Annotated in this window: 14 protein-coding genes; 7 read left to right on the top strand and 7 right to left on the bottom strand. The window is 49.2% G+C overall.

Annotated elements, in window-relative coordinates:
• Nucleotides 1–296 precede the first annotated feature (296 nt).
• Entirely contained in the window at nt 297–1,910 is a 1,614-nt protein-coding gene (locus tag BO18_RS25815; RefSeq protein WP_034450591.1) for a glycosyltransferase family 39 protein, read from the bottom strand.
• A 127-nt stretch (nt 1,911–2,037) separates the two neighbouring features.
• Here BO18_RS25815 and BO18_RS25810 point away from each other — a divergent pair, with 127 nt between their 5' ends.
• Genes BO18_RS25810 through BO18_RS25800 form a run of 3 tightly spaced genes read left to right on the top strand, consistent with a single transcriptional unit; the run spans nt 2,038 to nt 6,099 of the window.
• Nucleotides 2,038–3,579 carry a hypothetical protein gene (locus BO18_RS25810; RefSeq protein ID WP_034450589.1) on the top strand — a complete coding sequence of 514 codons (1,542 nt, stop codon included), beginning with the start codon at nt 2,038–2,040 and terminating at the stop codon, nt 3,577–3,579.
• Nucleotides 3,510–4,553, top strand: coding sequence for a glycosyltransferase family 2 protein (locus tag BO18_RS25805; RefSeq protein WP_081861256.1), 1,044 nt, complete (start codon nt 3,510–3,512; stop codon nt 4,551–4,553). Before BO18_RS25810 ends, BO18_RS25805 begins: the two co-directional genes overlap by 70 nt.
• A gap of 31 nt (nt 4,554–4,584) precedes the next feature.
• Nucleotides 4,585–6,099 carry a lipopolysaccharide biosynthesis protein gene (locus BO18_RS25800; RefSeq protein WP_051689176.1) on the top strand — a complete coding sequence of 505 codons (1,515 nt, stop codon included), beginning with the start codon at nt 4,585–4,587 and terminating at the stop codon, nt 6,097–6,099.
• 8 nt (nt 6,100–6,107) lie between these two features.
• Here the strand turns inward: BO18_RS25800 and BO18_RS25795 are convergent, their stop codons facing one another.
• From BO18_RS25795 to pssD, 4 genes are read right to left on the bottom strand one after another with little or no spacing between them, the layout of a single operon-like run.
• On the bottom strand, nt 6,108–7,127 hold the full coding sequence (locus BO18_RS25795) for a glycosyltransferase (protein WP_051689175.1): 1,020 nt from the start codon (nt 7,125–7,127) through the stop codon (nt 6,108–6,110).
• 16 nt (nt 7,128–7,143) lie between these two features.
• A complete protein-coding gene (locus tag BO18_RS25790; RefSeq protein WP_051689174.1) occupies nt 7,144–8,103 on the bottom strand; it encodes a glycosyltransferase in 960 nt (319 codons plus the stop codon).
• 13 nt (nt 8,104–8,116) lie between these two features.
• Nucleotides 8,117–8,611, bottom strand: coding sequence for a glycosyltransferase (locus tag BO18_RS25785; RefSeq protein ID WP_034450586.1), 495 nt, complete (start codon nt 8,609–8,611; stop codon nt 8,117–8,119).
• A gap of 2 nt (nt 8,612–8,613) precedes the next feature.
• Nucleotides 8,614–9,078 carry a PssD/Cps14F family polysaccharide biosynthesis glycosyltransferase gene (gene pssD, locus BO18_RS25780; protein WP_034450584.1) on the bottom strand — a complete coding sequence of 155 codons (465 nt, stop codon included), beginning with the start codon at nt 9,076–9,078 and terminating at the stop codon, nt 8,614–8,616.
• Nucleotides 9,079–9,345: 267 nt separating this feature from the next.
• On the opposite strand from pssD, the gene BO18_RS25775 reads away from it, so the two are divergent.
• From BO18_RS25775 to BO18_RS25765, 3 genes are read left to right on the top strand one after another with little or no spacing between them, the layout of a single operon-like run.
• Nucleotides 9,346–10,956 carry a response regulator transcription factor gene (locus BO18_RS25775; protein WP_034450582.1) on the top strand — a complete coding sequence of 537 codons (1,611 nt, stop codon included), beginning with the start codon at nt 9,346–9,348 and terminating at the stop codon, nt 10,954–10,956.
• The gene (locus BO18_RS25770) at nt 10,953–12,392 is read left to right on the top strand and encodes a sensor histidine kinase (RefSeq protein ID WP_051689173.1); all 1,440 of its coding nucleotides are present in this window, start codon (nt 10,953–10,955) and stop codon (nt 12,390–12,392) included. Before BO18_RS25775 ends, BO18_RS25770 begins: the two co-directional genes overlap by 4 nt.
• Entirely contained in the window at nt 12,376–13,401 is a 1,026-nt protein-coding gene (locus tag BO18_RS25765) for an ABC transporter substrate-binding protein (protein ID WP_051689172.1), read from the top strand. The genes BO18_RS25770 and BO18_RS25765 overlap by 17 nt, the downstream gene beginning before the upstream one ends.
• Before the next feature lie 124 nt (nt 13,402–13,525).
• Here BO18_RS25765 and BO18_RS25760 read toward each other — a convergent pair whose 3' ends face one another.
• Both BO18_RS25760 and BO18_RS25755 read right to left on the bottom strand, forming a co-directional pair.
• Nucleotides 13,526–14,329, bottom strand: coding sequence for a PD-(D/E)XK nuclease family transposase (locus BO18_RS25760; protein ID WP_034450581.1), 804 nt, complete (start codon nt 14,327–14,329; stop codon nt 13,526–13,528).
• A gap of 368 nt (nt 14,330–14,697) precedes the next feature.
• Complete coding sequence (locus BO18_RS25755; protein ID WP_034450579.1) at nt 14,698–15,744, bottom strand: GntR family transcriptional regulator; 1,047 nt, start codon at nt 15,742–15,744, stop codon at nt 14,698–14,700.
• 450 nt (nt 15,745–16,194) lie between these two features.
• Here BO18_RS25755 and BO18_RS25750 point away from each other — a divergent pair, with 450 nt between their 5' ends.
• On the top strand, nt 16,195–17,169 hold the full coding sequence (locus tag BO18_RS25750) for an ABC transporter substrate-binding protein (protein WP_034450577.1): 975 nt from the start codon (nt 16,195–16,197) through the stop codon (nt 17,167–17,169).
• The last annotated feature ends 62 nt before the right edge of the window (nt 17,170–17,231 follow it).

Here is a 17,231-nt window from a genome sequence, read left to right as displayed (position 1 = left end):
TCTTACATCTCTCATCGGGGATATGTATTTCAAGACTAACCAGGAAGACTGATCACAGATTTTGCGTCTTATCGGTCACTCCAAAAGATAGTCACCAATGAGTACGGTTTTTCGCAATAATCCGTACTGAAAATTGCACTTTTACTTCTATTTGCACTTTTGAGTACGGTTTTTGGCCAAATAACGTACTGTAACGTGCACTCCACATATATGAACACTCTCCGGGAACTGCAGATTCTTACTCTCCGATAGTTGCATGCTCTTCCGTGCTCCACTAACCTCTCACGCCTGAAAGCTCATCCCTTTTTCATCAGATAGAAAGCCGCCTGGCCCGAATAGATCGTTTCCGCCTTATACCCTTCGTCTTCCATCACGGAGAAGAAAGCGGGATTGCCTTTGGAGTTGGATGTTATGAAGTAGAACTCATCTGTCGAAAGATAGCCCATTGAATCGAGTTTTTCCTTCATAAGGTCGTAGTCGGCCGTCCTTATCCATTCGTCTGCAGCTTCGACATTGTCCGAACAGGATGACGAGTATCTTACGTCATGGATGAGATAGAAATTAAACAAGGCATCTTCACGCTGATAAAGAAGCGTCTTTTTGTTGTAAGCTTCGATGTCATACCATTCCGACACGATCTCACGGACATCGTCATCGTCCTTCTTCCATCCTTTTATTCCTGTCCTGTATATCTCCACTGCTCCGTATAGAGCAAAGCAGATAAGGACCGCAACGGTTACTGCCTTTCCTGCAGCTAAACTTTTCGCCTTTATGCGGTCGGACAGAACACCCAGTCCTGCTGAGCAGAGCACGATGACCGCAGGAATGAAAAAGAAAGAGTACTTACCGCCGAGATTTGCGGTGCCGAAGGAATCGGGATTCCAGGTGACGTTGTATCCGTAGAATGAACAGCTCACGGCTATGTAGTAGACCAGCCATGCAAAAGCGACTGACAGAACAGGATAGATAACGGCTTTCGCTTTGGTGAAAAGGCCGAAGCAACAGATGAGCAGGAGGACCAGAACGCCGAGATAAGTATAGTAACCGAACATAGATCTGAGCATCACTCCGCTGCCGGTAATGAGATCCGTCACAGGGCCTCTGACAAAGACGGGTGTATGTGATACCGAACTGCTTCCCTGCTTGCCCATCTGAGGGATCAGGAAGATAACGATCAGAGGGAAGACGGCGGCTGCAAAAGAGACAATGCCCGCAAGCAAAAACCTCTTTACAGCAGCGACTTTCTTTGCCACCGCAAAGCGGACCAATACGGCCGCGCACATACCGGCTATCATGAAAGCTGCACCATACTGGCTGTACAGCGCGAGACACGAGAAAGCGAAAAATCCTATGACCGACCTTAAGTCTTCCCTGTTCATCACCCTTATAAAGTACCAGACCGCCCATGCCATGAAGCACAGCATCAGGTTATACTCGGCACACTCAAGAGCGTAATAGACTATTCCGCGCGAGAACAGATAGAAAAAGACTGCAACATTGCTCCATATCCTGTCAGGGAGCACTTCCTCGACAGCGAGGAATATGCCGCCGGCGCCTGCCAGAGTGACAAGGATCCCTGTGAGCCTGAACAGAAATTCAGAGTCGAACACCTGAAGCCACAGGAACATCAGGACGTTATAAAGAGGCGGCTGGAAAGTAATCCTTATCCTCTCAAACATATTGGTCGTTCCGAGTCCGCCGGGCACGGTGCCGGTCATGTATTTCGAGTAGAAGTATTCAACCGCCTCGTCATACCAGAGGCCCGACTTCGTGGCGTTCAGGATGTAAAAGACGAGGGCTGCGAGCAATAGGCATGAAAAGCAGATCCATTTGGTCCGGGCATATCTGCCGGTCCCGTCCGCCGGGACCGTTAATGCTCCTTCTTTAATGATGTCTGGCTGTTTCCGCATAGGATAATAATATCATTGGCGGCTGCGCCCGTTAACACAAGGTGGCCCTCCGCCTTGAAAAACCCGCCCCAAAGTATGAAAATTATATCCGTATGGCACCTTATGTGCGCGAGAGGGCGTTTTACTGATGAAAGAGCGGATAGAAAGACTGATCGAAATGACACTTAACACCTGTCTTCCGTGGATCACGGAAAAGGACGGGAAAGTGATATTCACCGATCCGTTGGACAACGAAGAGATTTCCGCCCACTACGGCGCCACCCACATGGCGGCGGCACTTCTTATCTACGGCAGGCTCAAAGACCGGGATGACCTCGTGCAAAAAGGCGAAGCCCTCTTAAACAGCATTCTTGACCGCTGGGACGGGAGCAGACAGCTGCCCGGTTTTCACAACGATTTCAATAACTTTGCGCTCTGCCTTATAGAAAACAGCATCGACGTAGATATGGCCGCAAACACGGCCGGCAGCGCCGGAAACACCCTCCGCGAAAGGATCCGCAAAGCCGTTCTGGAAACGGCAGACACCCGTTTCGACACCGTAAACTGGCTGCCGATGAGATGGTTCGTGAATAAGTGCCGTTATGAATGGACAAACGATGAGACTTATAAAGAGAACTGCAGGCTCTGCAAGGAAAAGATAGATTCGGCGACTTTCACCGACGGCTTTATCGACGACATGCTACCTAAGGGCAGGAGCTTCAGCCTGCAGTATAACGTTGCGACAGTCGCTTTCATGCAGTTTCTCAGGATAAGCGGCGAGAATATTGATCTGGACATTCAGACGGGAGCTCTTCTTAATGCCGTCTGCCCTGACGGGGACATCAACTATATGGGGCGCGGGACCAATCAGATCTTCGCATGGGGATTATGGGTATATCTTCTCGCGAGCAGCGGTCAGGATGAGTGTGACCGTGCGCTCTCATATCTTGAGGAACGACTTCCCGCAATGCTCGAAAACAAAAACATCTTCCTTAACACTCAGCCGGGAGATGAGAAATATCTGTGGTGGGATTACCACTACTGCTCGGTCTACACCGCCCACCTGCTCTTGTGGCTCATCCTTGCATTGAGAGATCAGGGCGCCAAGAGCATAACCCCTAAGACCGTGACTGACGGAAGCAGCGGATTTCACATAATAAGGACAGAAGATGCATTCGTTGCTGTTTTCGACGGCAGGACGGAATATCTTGCAGAGCGCGGGCCTTCTGTCGAAGCTATATGGACACGTAAGTACGGAACTGTATTCAAAGGCTCCTTCGGCCCCTGGTACGGCGAATTCGGAAACCTCCACATCTGCCCTGACGCGGTAATAAGGAAGCATTTCGGGCTCATGAACATAAAGACGGATGCAGACAAAAACACAAAGAACAAAGTTATGAAGAAGCTCCGCCTCGCATCACAGGAAGATGCCGCAGAGGAAGTAAAGCCGGTTTTCGCCGCACCCCGTGTGGAGATAGCAGATAAGATCAGGATAACTTATCAGGCAGAAGATATTCCGGTGATAGTCAATATCCCCGACATGAACGGAATCGTAACCGCATTTAGCGGCGGACAGGAGCTTAAACTTACGGACGCATTGAAGATAAGAGACCAGTATGGATGGATCACGGTCAGGCAGCAGATCTTAAGATCGGGAAAGACAGTAGAGATCGAAGTGCCATGGGAATAAACAGAGTCAGTGTACTGGTTACGTTCTATAACCAGGAAGGATATGTCGACAAGGCCATGGAGAGCATCCTGTCGCAGAAGACCTCTTTCGGCGTGAAGATAATCGCGGGTGACGACGGTTCCTCCGACGGCACGGCGGATGCGGTAAGAAAATGGATGCAAAAGTATCCGGATAAGATCGAACTTTATGTCATGGAACGCGGCGAAGGCAAACAGATACCGGGGTTCAGGGCATCAAGGAACAGGATCAACATCTTAAAGCACGTCGATACCGAATACTTCATCTTCCTTGACGGCGACGACTATTTCAGCAATGACTCAAAACTCCAGAAGCAGGTAGACATCCTTGATTCGGCGGACAATCAGGACTGCACCGCATGCGGCCATAACACGGACATGCTCTATAAGGACAACACGAGAAAGCCTGCCACGGATCCCTCGCTTAAGGAGGGAAAGATCTCTGCCGCAGATTACTGGATAAGGCACTACATACACACCGACTCCCTGCTGTTCAGAAGCTCTGTCATACCCGGGCTGGATCTTAAGCTCCTCGAGAACAGCTTCAACGACAACCTTATAACATTCCCAGCCGTAAAGTCCGGGAAGATATATTACATACCTGAATCCTGGGCGGTATATGTCCAGACCAGCGACGGGATTTGGACCAAGGGAAATGAGGCGGTAAACCTCATCAGGAACATGATCTTCTACGATCTGGCAGTAAAGATCGCGCCGGAACTCAAAAAGCAGTCCCTGTGCAGGTTCAGTTATCTCTGGACAGACCTCTGGAAGATAAGAAAAGAGATAGATGCGTCAACTCTTGAAGCATATGAGGAGGAGGCAAGGAGCAAAGGCTTCGGCAACACTCTCCGCTGGATAAGATACCGTGACCTTAATGCATTTCAAAAGGCAGGACTCTGGATCAAGTCAGTCTCCGTCAGATGTTACGCCGGGATCTTAAGGCGCGTGCTCTGATACGCATCTGTCAATTAGGGAACGGCAAAAGATGGACGGCAAGCGCAACCTCAAGAACATAGTCTTTACACTGATAGGCCAGATCGTGGCCTTAGGACTTGCACTGGCCGTGCCGCGCTTCATGCTGACAGGTTACGGCTCGGACACCAACGGCCTTGTGAGCACCGTGACGCAGATAATGGCTTACATGGCAATGCTCGAAGCCGGCATCGGCCGTGCGACCAGAAATGAACTCTATAAATATATCCACGATAACGTATACGACGCAAAGAATGTATCGCGCATAGTATCGATATCGCAGAATACATACCGCAGGACAACAAGGCTTTATGCATTCATAGTAATCATTCTGGCTGCTGTCCTGCCGTTTGTCTTAAAGACTGATGCAGACCACCTGACAGTATTGCTGATAATACTGATAGAGGGCGCTTCAGGGATCGTATCATTTTATTTCGTACAGTGCTGGACAGATCTCCTGGCCGCGGAAGGCAAGCAGTATATCAGCTCCAACATAGACCTCATGTACAGGGTCCTTATCTATGCCGTAAAGATAATAATGGCGGCAGCAGGCATAAATATAATATTCATGGAGCTGGGATTTTTCGCTGCCACGATCGTAAAGCTCATCTTCTTCCGCATCTATGTAAGAAAGAACTATGCGTGGTTAAACATCACAAAGGGCACGAAGCGTGCGCAGCTCCCTGATAAGAATTCATTCATGGTCGCAGAGATCGCATGGACAGTCTTCTCATCCACTGACATGATCGTCCTGTCGGTATTCTGTTCGACAAAGATCTCGAGCGTATATTCTATCTACTACATGGTGTTCATCACGATCAACAAACTGATCGATGCTGTCTTCACGAGCCTTAAGTTCAATCTCGGGCAGAAATACCACGCCGACTCCGAAGAATACAAGAAGATGCACGATATGTTCAATTCGGTATTCCTGGGAACGGTAACATCACTGACCGCCGTTGCTTACTATCTCTGCATACCTTTCGTAAGACTTTATACTGCAGGAATCAGCGATGCTGATTACATCGACACCGCACTGCCCATGGGTTTCTCTCTGGTGCTCCTGCTCTCATGGTGCCGCATGGTCGCCGAACACCTGAACGGCATTGCGGGATTTGCAAGGCAGCTCGGCAGGATATCGGTAATAGAAGCAGCGGTAAACCTCACCCTGTCCGTGGTGCTGGTGAATTTTCTCGGGATACACGGAGTCTTATATGCGACCGTTATCGCGCTTCCTTTGAAGATCTTTTACTGCAACATACTTGCTGACAAAAAGATACTTAAAAGGAGCGGGGGCATCACCTGCAGGATACTCCTCACAAATCTCCTGCTCTTCTTTGCACTCGCAGTGCTGAAGGGATTCATCAGTCTTAACGTGGATTCATACGGCCAGTTCCTGGTCAAAGGATTCGGTCTTACCTTGTGTTCTTTGATGCTGTTCTTCACGGCAAATCTGTTTGCAAACAAGGATTTCGTCGTGCAGATCAGGCAATTTGCTTCATTCAGGAACAGACAGAATAAACAGTAAATTCCTTATTAGGAGACATCCTTTGCGCGTGATGAACCGGTCCTTACTTTCAGGGCAAGGAGCATCAGCCGGCATTTATCGATCAGGCGGTCTGATATATCCCAGAGCTGCTTCCTGTCGATCTTACCGCCGTAGCCGTATCCGGTGAAATCGTATTCGAAAATCATGTGAATGTATCTGTGGGCAAGAGCAGCCTTCACCTTTTTCCTGAGGGAGATATCCCCTATCCGTTCATCGCAGAATCCGAACAGTTCCGGATAAAGGCGCAACATCGATTCTATGTTTTTCCTCCAGTCGATGACTTCGGGATTCGTAATAGAACCCTTGTGGATCCTGTATCTGTATATCTTTTGGGGAACATATCTGACAGTCTTTGCACTAAGCAATGTCTTTACTGCCCAAAGCTCATCTTCGTGGAGCAGCCCCTTCTCGAAAAGCAATCCGTTATCTTTCAGGTATCCGGTGCGGTGTATCCCGAGCCAGACCGTTGCGGGAAAATCACCGCAGTCATCGAGCATCTTTTCCATGACACCGCATCCGGAGATGACCCCGTCACTTTCCTTGAGGCCGCGGTGTATAAAATAATCCCTTCGCTTTTGCGGAAATACGCTGCCCTCATCGTCAAAGGGCTCGGCATCCCATAAGATGATGTCCTCTGAAGAGCTTTCCGCCATGCTTATTATATTCGAAAACAGTTCCGGGACGACTTCATCGTCGGCATCGCAGAAGAATATGTATCTTCCCAGAGCTTTCCCCATGCCGGCATTCCTTGCTTCGGACGGACCTTCATTGGCCTTATGGATAACGCTGATGTTTCTGTGCTTTGCAGCATATCCGTCGGCAGCATCACCCGAGCCGTCATCTGAACCGTCGTCCACGAGTATTATCTGAACTCCGTTGATCCCGTCTGCCTTAAGAAGACTTCCGATGCATTTGTCCAGATATTTCCCGGCATTATAGACAGGTATTATCACGGACAGGCTGATACCGTCTTTATTCATATCCGTAAGATCTCCGTTCCCTGCCATGCCTTATCTTCCTTTATCAGTGTGCAAACACGTAAACAGCCAATACCATCAGCTTGTGCCTTAACTTTTTTGAGGTGCGCCATAACAGCTTCTTATCTATCTCCTTGCCGTAGCCGTAACGCCAGAAGCGGTACTTCAAGATCATGTGAAGATATCTTTTGGTAAGGTTCTCCTCCATGAGGCTCCTCAGAGGATCTCCGGAAAGAGCTTCTCCATAGTATTTGTAGAGTGCGGGATATACGTGCATCATGGCATCGACATTCTTCTTCATGTCCTTTGTCTCGGGATTGGTGACAGAGCCCTGACGTATCCTGTAAAGATATATCTTCTCCGGGATGTAATGCACGCTCTTCGCGCCCAGGAAAACGCGTGGTATCCACAGCTCGTCTTCGTAGAGCGTCCCCTTCTCGAAATAAAGATCATTCTCTAAAAGATAGCTTCTTCTATATGCTCCCAGACAGACGCTGGCAATAAGTCCTTTCCCGTCTCTTACGAGCGACTCTACGACCTGCCTGCCGGTATAGTCCTTCTCCGTTCTTTCGAGACCGCAGTGCGAGAAATACGAATCGTCCTTATGCGACAGCAGGCCTTTCTTTTCATACATTATCCCGCAGTCCCACAGGAACACGTCGCACGATGATGCCGAAGTGAGCCTGATGACCTTCTTAAAAAGTTCAGGCACGATCTCATCGTCTGAATCGCAGAAGAAGATATATTTGCCTCTGGCTTTTTCTATGCCCAGATTGCGCACGGCGGCGGCGCCTTCATTTTCCTTGTGTATCACGCTGATATTAGAGTGCTCTTCCGCATACCTGTCTGCCACGGCACCCGAACCGTCCGTCGAGCCGTCGTCGATAAGTATTATCTCAGTCTCATCTATTCCTTCGGTCGCAAGGAGCGAATCAAGACACATGGGGAGATATCTCTCTGCATTATAGACAGGTACGACAATGGACAGGTTCGTCTTATCAGGCATGCCGGTCACCGCCTCATTCAAACAACCGGTCTACTATCTTGGATAACTCCCCGCAGAATTCGGCATTATGCGATAACTTCGAATCGAGCTTTATGTCCTTTATAAGCTCATCATAATGGTCGATGCTGTATCCCAGCTCATTTATGTCTTCAATAAGGATGATGTTCTTGTAGCGTCTTTTGAACTCGCGGCATATCTCGATCTGGTGATCGTCTATGTGCTCGCCGAGCTTGTGGCTCCTAGGGACAACGATCGGCACCTTTCCGATCTGGATGACCTCGTTATAGCAGCAGGGACCGCCGTGGGTGATGACTATGCGGGCATCTGCGATGAACTGATCCATCTCGCTCTGCTTATAGAATTTCTGCCATTTGCAGTGCTTGGGTTCGACCGTGGAATATCCCGTCTGGACGATGACTTCCTCATCGTGATCCGCAGCCCACTTGTCCACACAGGCCACCAGCCTGTCGAATTGCTGCTCATGTGTTCCTACGGTAACGACTATCATGCTCAGAAAATGCTCCCCAGATATACTGCCTTGGGATAGATCTTCTTCATATCCTCCCACTGGACTATAAACACGTCTGCCATCTTATAGCACATCTTTCCCGTGAGCGACGCCTCGTTAATCCGGTCGAAAGTCTCGATGAAGATCAGCTTCGACTTCAGCATCTTCCCGACAAAAAAGAACGGGACTGCAGGCGCGGCGCCGGCAGATATTATGAGGTCGGGCCTCTCCTTGCGAAGGATCTTTATGGCTCTGTGGGTATTGATAATGAGCGCCTTAATGCTCCTGTTCGACGGATAGTAAACCGGATACATCTTCTCGCCCACCAAAAGGCTCCTGGCATCCTCCTTGTCGAAAGTTGCCCAGAAATGTTCCTTGTCTTCCCAGAACGGCTTTAAAAGATATAAATGATCCAGATGCCCGCCGGACGAGCCCACTAAGCACACCTTGATCTTCTTTTCGCTCATCTACTTCAAAACCGGAACCGTCAACACCATCACCTGTGTTATCCGGTCCGCCCTCCCGAATTCCGTTTTGCCTCTATAAAAAATCTTTTACCTCAAACAATAGAGAACACCCTTGAAAATATTATACTCCATGAAACTGATATGTGCGATTACCCGCCCGAAAACCAAACTTACGGCAATTCATAAGTCACATACCCTGTTTGTAGGTTAAAGTGCTTAATAATCGGGCTCTGTGTTACAATAAAGAACACGAGCGGAGGGTATCTGATGGAATTATTCAAGGTTTTTATCTGTGAAGACGAGAGTATCGTGCGCGAAGGCCTTCGCGATATGATCCCGTGGGAGAAATACGGTTTCGAGTTCGTCGGCGATGCACCCGACGGCGAGATGGCCCTGCCCATGATAAGAAAGCTCAAGCCCGACGTCCTCATCACAGACATCACCATGCCCTTCATGGACGGTCTTTCCCTGAGCAAGACCGTCACAAAGGAACTTCCGAACATCAAGATAATCGTAATCTCAGGCTACAGTGATTTTGAGTACGCGCGAAAAGCGATCGAGATCGGCGTCGAGCAGTATCTCTTAAAGCCCGTCACCAAGACAGACATGATCAATGCGCTCGAAGGAGTCAGGAAAAAGATCACCGAAGAGAATGAACAGAAAGATTACGTCAAGCTCTACGAGCAGGAATTCAAAAAGTTCGAGCGACTGACTCACAGGGTGTTCTTTGAGAAGCTCGTCGAGGGCTCGCTTTCCGTCCAGGAGATCTACGAGGAGGCCGACAAGCTCCACCTGAACCTCGCAGCAGACGGATATAACATTGTTATTTTCTCTATTAGGGACCTTGACCAGTCCACATATTCAGGCAATGCATCAGGCGTCACGGAGAACCTTTTGAACCAGTTCCTCCAGTACCCTGACTACATAATCTTCAGATGCAATATCTTCTCTTATGCCGTCCTCATCAAGGGCGACGAGGAGAACTTAAAGCGGATGGAGGACAAGTGCGTCAAGATGATAATGCAGCAGTGCGAGCCGTCGTCCACCCTCGACTGGCATGTCGCGGTCGGCGTCGCCACCAACAGACTGAGCGGCCTTTCATCCTGCTACCAGGATGCGAACAGGGCTTTTGCATACAGGCACATCTTCCCTAACCAGCATATCTTCACCTCCGAGCAGCTCAAGACCGAACAGTATATTCCTGATGAGAGCCAAATAAACAAGATAGATGCCGGGAAGTTCGACCCCATGATCATCCGCTATTTCGTTCAGACAGGTACGCTGAACGAAGTCGATACATTCACGGACGAATACCTGCAGAGCCTTGAGTCGAGCGTGCATTCGATCCTTTTCCGCTACTATCTTCTGGTAAGCATAAGGGTCAACGTCGAGCTCGCGCTCAAAGAGGCCGAGGTCGATTCGGAAGAGATCGCGAACAGCCTTCCCACTTTCGACACCAACATCACGGCCGAAGAAGTAAAACCTTATCTCAAGGAGGCCTTGACGGTCGCCATAAAGATGAGGGATGCCGAAGCCCAGAAGCGCGGCAACGACATCATCAACAATGCCGTGGACTACATCAATGAACACTATGCCGACGAAGACATCTCTCTTGATTCCGTCGCTGAGGAAATCAACATCAGCGCCAACTACCTGAGCGCGCTCTTCTCAAACAAGGTCGGACTGTCGTTCGTCGAATACATCACCAAGAAGAGAATGGCGAAAGCCAGGATCCTGCTGCGCAGCACGAGCAAGAAATCGGGCGAGATCGCCAACGAGATCGGCTACAAAGATCCGAGATATTTCTCATTCGTATTCAAGAAGAACCAGGGCTGCACACCCAGCCAGTACCGCAACGGAGAGACTGAGGAAGAATGAGCGCTCCTTCTGACAGGAGGAAGACTGCAAACACGGTACAGAAAAAGATGTACCGCCTCATGTTTCAGATGTTCATCCCGATCGCGGGCATCCTGATAATCATATTCGCCATGATCCTCACCCGTAACCTGATGTACGCGTCTGTGTCGGGCAACATCGTCAAGGTATCGGGCTTCAACCAGGACTTCAAGAACCAGGTCGACGAGCAGATGTACCAGTACGTCAGCGGCAGGAGCAGCGAGCTTCCGTGGGAGGACGTCGCTTCCGCAAGGATGCTCGCGGAAGACCTTCTGAAGAACACTTCAAATCCCGACGGACGCAAAGCCATGACCAACGTTCTTTCGCTCTGCGACAACCTGAGCACATACATACAGCGCATCGAGAGGACAAAGAGCTACGACGACCGCATGGACCAGCTCGAGTCGAACATCTACGGCATCACGCAGCTCATCGAAGACTACATGTATTCCTATCTGTACTACGAAGCCGGCGAGATGGCGAGCATCCAGAAGCAGCTCGATTTCTGGCTCACGATCGAGATCGTCTTCGTCGTGCTCGTCATGCTGATAGTCATACCTGTCGTTTTAAGCCGTGCCGTCAAGCTCTCGAAAAGCATCACCGAACCCATCGTCGCCATGAACAGCCGAGTCGAACAGATCGGTAGCGGCGACTTGAGTCCGCAGACCCCTGTCGAGACCGACGACCCGAGCCTTGCGCTCCTCAGCGCCGGTATCGAGGACATGGCGGCCAAGCTCGACAGGCAGATAGAACTGAACCGCCAGGAGCAGATCAAGCTGAGGGACATCGAACTCTCGCTCATCCAGGCACAGATCAATCCTCATTTCCTATACAACACGCTTGACGCGATCGTCTGGCTCATCGAGATCGGCAAGAACGATCAGGCCGAACAGATGGTAACGAGCCTTTCATCTTATTTCCGCTCGTTCCTGAGCGACGGCCGCGACATCGTAACCGTAGCCGAGGAAAAGCAGCACATCCAGAGCTACCTTGAGATCCAGCAGGTCCGTTACAGGGACATCATGGAATACGAGATCAACATCGACCCTTCCATTGAAGACACCAAGCTCCCCAAGATGACACTGCAGCCCCTCGTGGAAAATGCGATCTACCACGGGCTCAAGCCCAAGCGCGGCAAGGGAAAGATAATAGTCACCGGTACACGCGAAGACGACAACATAATCCTCAAGGTATCAGACACCGGTCTCGGCATGAACAGCGAGGAACTCGAAGTATTAAAGACGAGAGTATTAAACGAGGATACAACAAGCTTCGGCCTTACGTCCTCATACAAGAGACTTAAGATCCTCTATGGAGAAGCCTTCACCTTCGACATCGAGAGCAAACCCCAGGAAGGAACTTCCATAAGCATTCAGATACCCGGAAAGGCGGACATAGATAATGAGACGATTCTTTAGTATCCTGCTTTGCATATCCATGATCCTTGGCCTTGCCGGATGCACTGGCACCAAGCCGACCGAACCTACGGAAAACGGCGCTTTCGTCATCGGCTTCTCACAGGTAGGCTCAGAATCAGACTGGCGTATCGCAAATACCAAATCCATGACCGATACGTTCGCATTCGATGCGGACTACGAATTCATTATGGAAAATGCAAGACAGAAGCAGGAAAACCAGTTCGCCTCAGTAAGGCGCTTCATCCTTGACGGCGTCGACCTCATAATCATCGCACCCACGGTCGAGGAAGGCTGGCTCACGGTCCTTACCGAAGTCCACGACGCCGGCATTCCCGTCATCATCATGGACCGTTCAGTGGCAGTCTGGGACGACAACCTCTACCTCACCAACATCGGCTCCGACTTCCTCCGCCAGGGCAACCTTGCGGTCGAATGGCTCGAGCAGGAAACAGCGAAAGAAACCTTATCCGAAGAAGAGGAACCCGATGGTTCGACACCGGTTGAAACAACCGTTAAGATCCTGCACCTTCAGGGAACCATCGGTGCAACCGCTCAGATCCAGCGCACCAAAGCCCTCGAAGACGCAGTCGCCGCCCACAGCGACTGGGTAATAACAAGCCAGCTCTACGGCGACTTCACTGAAGCAAAAGCATACGAAGTAATGACCGAATACCTTAAAGAAAATCAGGACATAGACGTGCTCTACAGCGAGAATGACAACATGACATTCGGCGCCATGAGAGCACTTGACGAAGCAGGCATCACTTACGGCGAAGGCGGCCAGGTAAAGATCATCACATTCGATGCCACCAAAGAAGCCCTCCAGTACTGCCTCGACGGCAGGATCAACCTCTGTGTCGAGTGCAACCCGATGTTCGGTCCGCAGGTAAAAGACCTCATCGAGAAATACAGGAACGGCGAGACCATCCCCAAGCACGTATATGTCGACGAATCCGCCTACACCTCAAAAGACCTCACTCAGGAATTCGTGGACGCAAGGGAATACTGATCTCCGGTAAGATCACAACGATCCAAATAACACTTGCATCTATAAATCCGATATCAACCGATAAAACAGGGCCGCTCATCATACTTGAGCAACCCTGTCGAATAACCGTTTATATCTGTAGGTCTTATGCTGTCTTGTTTCCCGCAAGCTCCCTGATCTTCTCAAGAGAAAGACCGGAATATTCAGCAACCTCTTCCAAAGTTAACTTGTTGTTGGCAAGCATTTTAAGAGCATTTTCAGTTCTTGCCTTCATTTCTCCCTCTTCTCTCAACTCATCTATTACGCTTCCCATAGTCTTCGCTCCTTTCTCTGTTTCTTTATAAAACCTAACCCTGTCCGATAACTCTTTGTAGTTCATTTCCTCTGCTTCAGTACAGAAGAAATCGCTCATTAACTTTCCAAGTGCCGTTTCCGGCACTCTTGCCGATCCGTTTACGTATATGATATGTTCTCCGTCATTGAATGGCAAGTAACCGTCTGCTTCGATATGCCTTTCTATGCGGTATATAGGCCTGTTAAGACCCATCACATCATTCTCGGTTATGAAGATCACATAGTTCTCGTTTAACTCCGAGAAATCATCTCCCGGGTTCAACATATCAGCATCAATCATGCTCGAGTGATATCTTGCACGCTTGATGTCTGCTCCCTTATCAGCCCTCTGGACTTCAACGTTATATCTGACACCCTCCTTGTCGGTTGCATAGATGTCTAACCAGACATCACGTCCCCTAAGGCTCTTAAGCACCTTCTGCGACCTGACCTCTGTTACTGTCAGGTCATCCCTGTCTAGGATGATGTTCAGCAACAACTGTGCGCCTTCGATGTAGCCGTCAAAACATACTGTCATGAATGCGTCATCAATCAGACGAAGGGCTCTTACCCGCAGCATGTCTTCCTCACTGAGCTTCCTATCACGTTCTTTCATGCTGTACCTCCTTTTTCCATTTTTGTTAATATCATTCTAACAGAACATATGTGCTGTTAATTGGACTATTGAGGTGTTTAACGGCTTTCAGGTTTACTTTTGCGGCCAATTATCAGAGTTAATTATCAATACAAAATGATTTCACAAACAAAAGCAACACCCCAATCACTATGATCAGGGTGCCGTTGGACATTTCTCCTAGTAGTCTGGACTACAATGTTTTTCTCATAACTTCTCTCAAATATGAGAGGTTATGGGGTGGTTTGGGGTGGAAATTTTCAGTTTGTACCCGAAAACGCCCTATTTCCAATAGTTATCAGTTAATTGACTTGAGCGTCGGGAACATAAAAGCATACTCATCTATCTGTCTACTCCATCCACTTGAGCGGAATGGTAACATCTTTCGCGCTCCGTCCTTCGGCAAGCGAGACAGCAGTCTTCGCGAGCGCTTTGCAGAGAACTCCGTTATCGTATCCTAAAGCTGTCATGCCGTCACCGTAATCACGGTAATAGCAGCCGCTGTCAAAGCATGCGATGGTGATGTCTTCAGGAACGGAAATCCCTTTTTTACGGAGCAGACAGATCGCCTGATGTGCGAGCATGCCGTTCTGGCAGACAAGAGCATCATAATAAGAAGATACCTTATCCAAAAATGCGGAGAGGACTTCGTCACGGCCTGATATTATTTCCTTTTCCTGATCGTATGTCAGAAGGAGTGCGCCGTAATCCTCGAACGGAAGATCCGTGCCGAATACAGAGTCGATGTATCCCTCGTATCCTTCGCGGCCTTGAGAAGAATCCATGCGGAAGACGCAGGCCGTTTTCCTGCGGCCGTTTTCCTTAAACTGATCGGTTATCTTCTTTCCGCCTCTTCTGTAGTCGGGAGCAACGCAAAATGTTCCTTCGGGAGGGTATGCGGCATTGCACCAGATGACGGGTATCCGTGAATCAAAAGCCTCTTCAATAAGTCTTGTGACGGGGCCGGGGATAAGATCACGGGATGGTTCGATTATGACGGCGGCAGCGCGTTCCCCGATCGCACGCTTTATGGCAGCAGCCTCTTCACTGCTTCTTCCGGATGAGGAAAATGTCTTAAGTTCATATCCTGAAGCTGCAAGTTCCGTCTTAAGTCCCGAGATCAGCGCGGGGTTCTGATACCTGTCGCAGTCGTCGGTGATATAGAAGACCGTCATGTTGCGCGCCGTATCGTCAGCCAAGTAAGATCCCGATCCTCGCCGCTTGACGATCAGACCCTTAGCCTCGAGGATCTCAAGTGCGGTGCGGACGGTCTGTCTGCTGCACGAAAAAGTGCTGCAGAGTTCCTTCTCGGAAGGAAGCTTCGTCTTCCCTTCCGCTCTCATGCGCTTGAGTTCAAGTTCTAATTTATTTACTACAACTGTATACTTCTCAGCCACGGGACATCGGACTCCTTTTAACTACATTAATTATATTTCCGCGGTGTCCGTGAATATACGATAAATATTTGACGTAAAATTTCCGACCTGATAAACGGAGGAAAATTTATCCTCTTCAGGACCTGTGATGTGATGATTTCGGAGTGTTGCGGGACAGGTTGGGCAATATGACAATGGGAAAAGACGTAACGGTGCAAAAAGGTTACCGTAAATTTTTCGACAAATACGCAAAAGATTTTCGACATTTCCAAACAGAAACCATGGTTTATGTGCGGATCTGTCCGCAAACGGCGCGAAAAAGGAATATCTGTATTTATGCAGTTTTACCATTCTCATAAGGGCATACGAGATTCGTTGCGGATATATGGCGTTGGGTGTTTATTTGGGGCAGAGTACATCGGACTTCCAGACGGTCCGGGAAAAAATCTCAAAATGAAAAGGAGAATCATTATGAAGAAATTGGTTAAACTGTTGGTTTCTTCCCTTCTCGTTGCTGCTATGGCAATCGGAGTATGCGCTTGCGCCGGCGGCGGTAAAGGTGGAAACGGTGGCGGAAACAAGTTGATCAAAGTTGGTATCATCAACAACGATCCTAACGAGTCAGGTTATCGTACAGCTAACGACAAAGACATGAAGGCAACATTTACTGAGGCTAACGGCTATGAGGCTTCCTTCTATTATTCACTTAAGAATGAAGAGCAGATCGCTGCAGCTCAGAAGTTCATCCAGGACGACGTAGACTATCTCCTCATCTCCGCTGCCGGTACAAGCGGATGGGACGGCGTTCTTGAGCAGGCTAAGAAGGCCGGCATCAAGGTAATCCTCTTCGACAGAACAATCGACGCAAGCGAAGATCTCTATGAAGCATCTATCGTTTCCGATATGGCTAAGGAAGGTGAGCAGGCAGTTTCATGGCTCGCATCACAGAACCTTCCTGAATACAAGATCGTACACATCCAGGGCGTTATGGGCTCTTCCGCTCAGATCGGCCGTTCCGGCGCTCTTGATACTAAGGTAGCTGCAGAGTCCAACTGGAGCATCGTTACACAGCAGACAGCAGAGTGGTCTGAAGAGACAGCTCAGCAGATCGTTCAGGCTGTTATCGATTCCGGCGAGTCTTTCAACGTTATCTATGCAGAGAACGACAACATGGCTAAGGGTGCTGTTGCAGCTCTCGATAAGGCTAACATCTCTCACGGCGTCGGCAAGGACGTTATCATCATCGGTTTCGACTGCAACTCCTGGGCACTTCAGGAACTCGTAAACGGCAACTGGAACTACGATGGTCAGTGCAATCCTTTCCAGGCTTCCTACATCAACGACATCATCAAGAATGGTGCTAAGCAGAAGGTAGTCATCATGGAAGAGAAGGGCTTCGACGCTACAACTATCACAGCTGATGACGTTACTAAGTACGGTATCTGATAAAGGTAATTCGTTAATTAGTATTTAGCAAACCACAGGAATTGTGCGATGCGATGCAATCT

The organism is Butyrivibrio sp. AE2032 (genome assembly GCF_000702965.1).
This window is presented reverse-complemented; position numbering and strand designations above follow the sequence as displayed.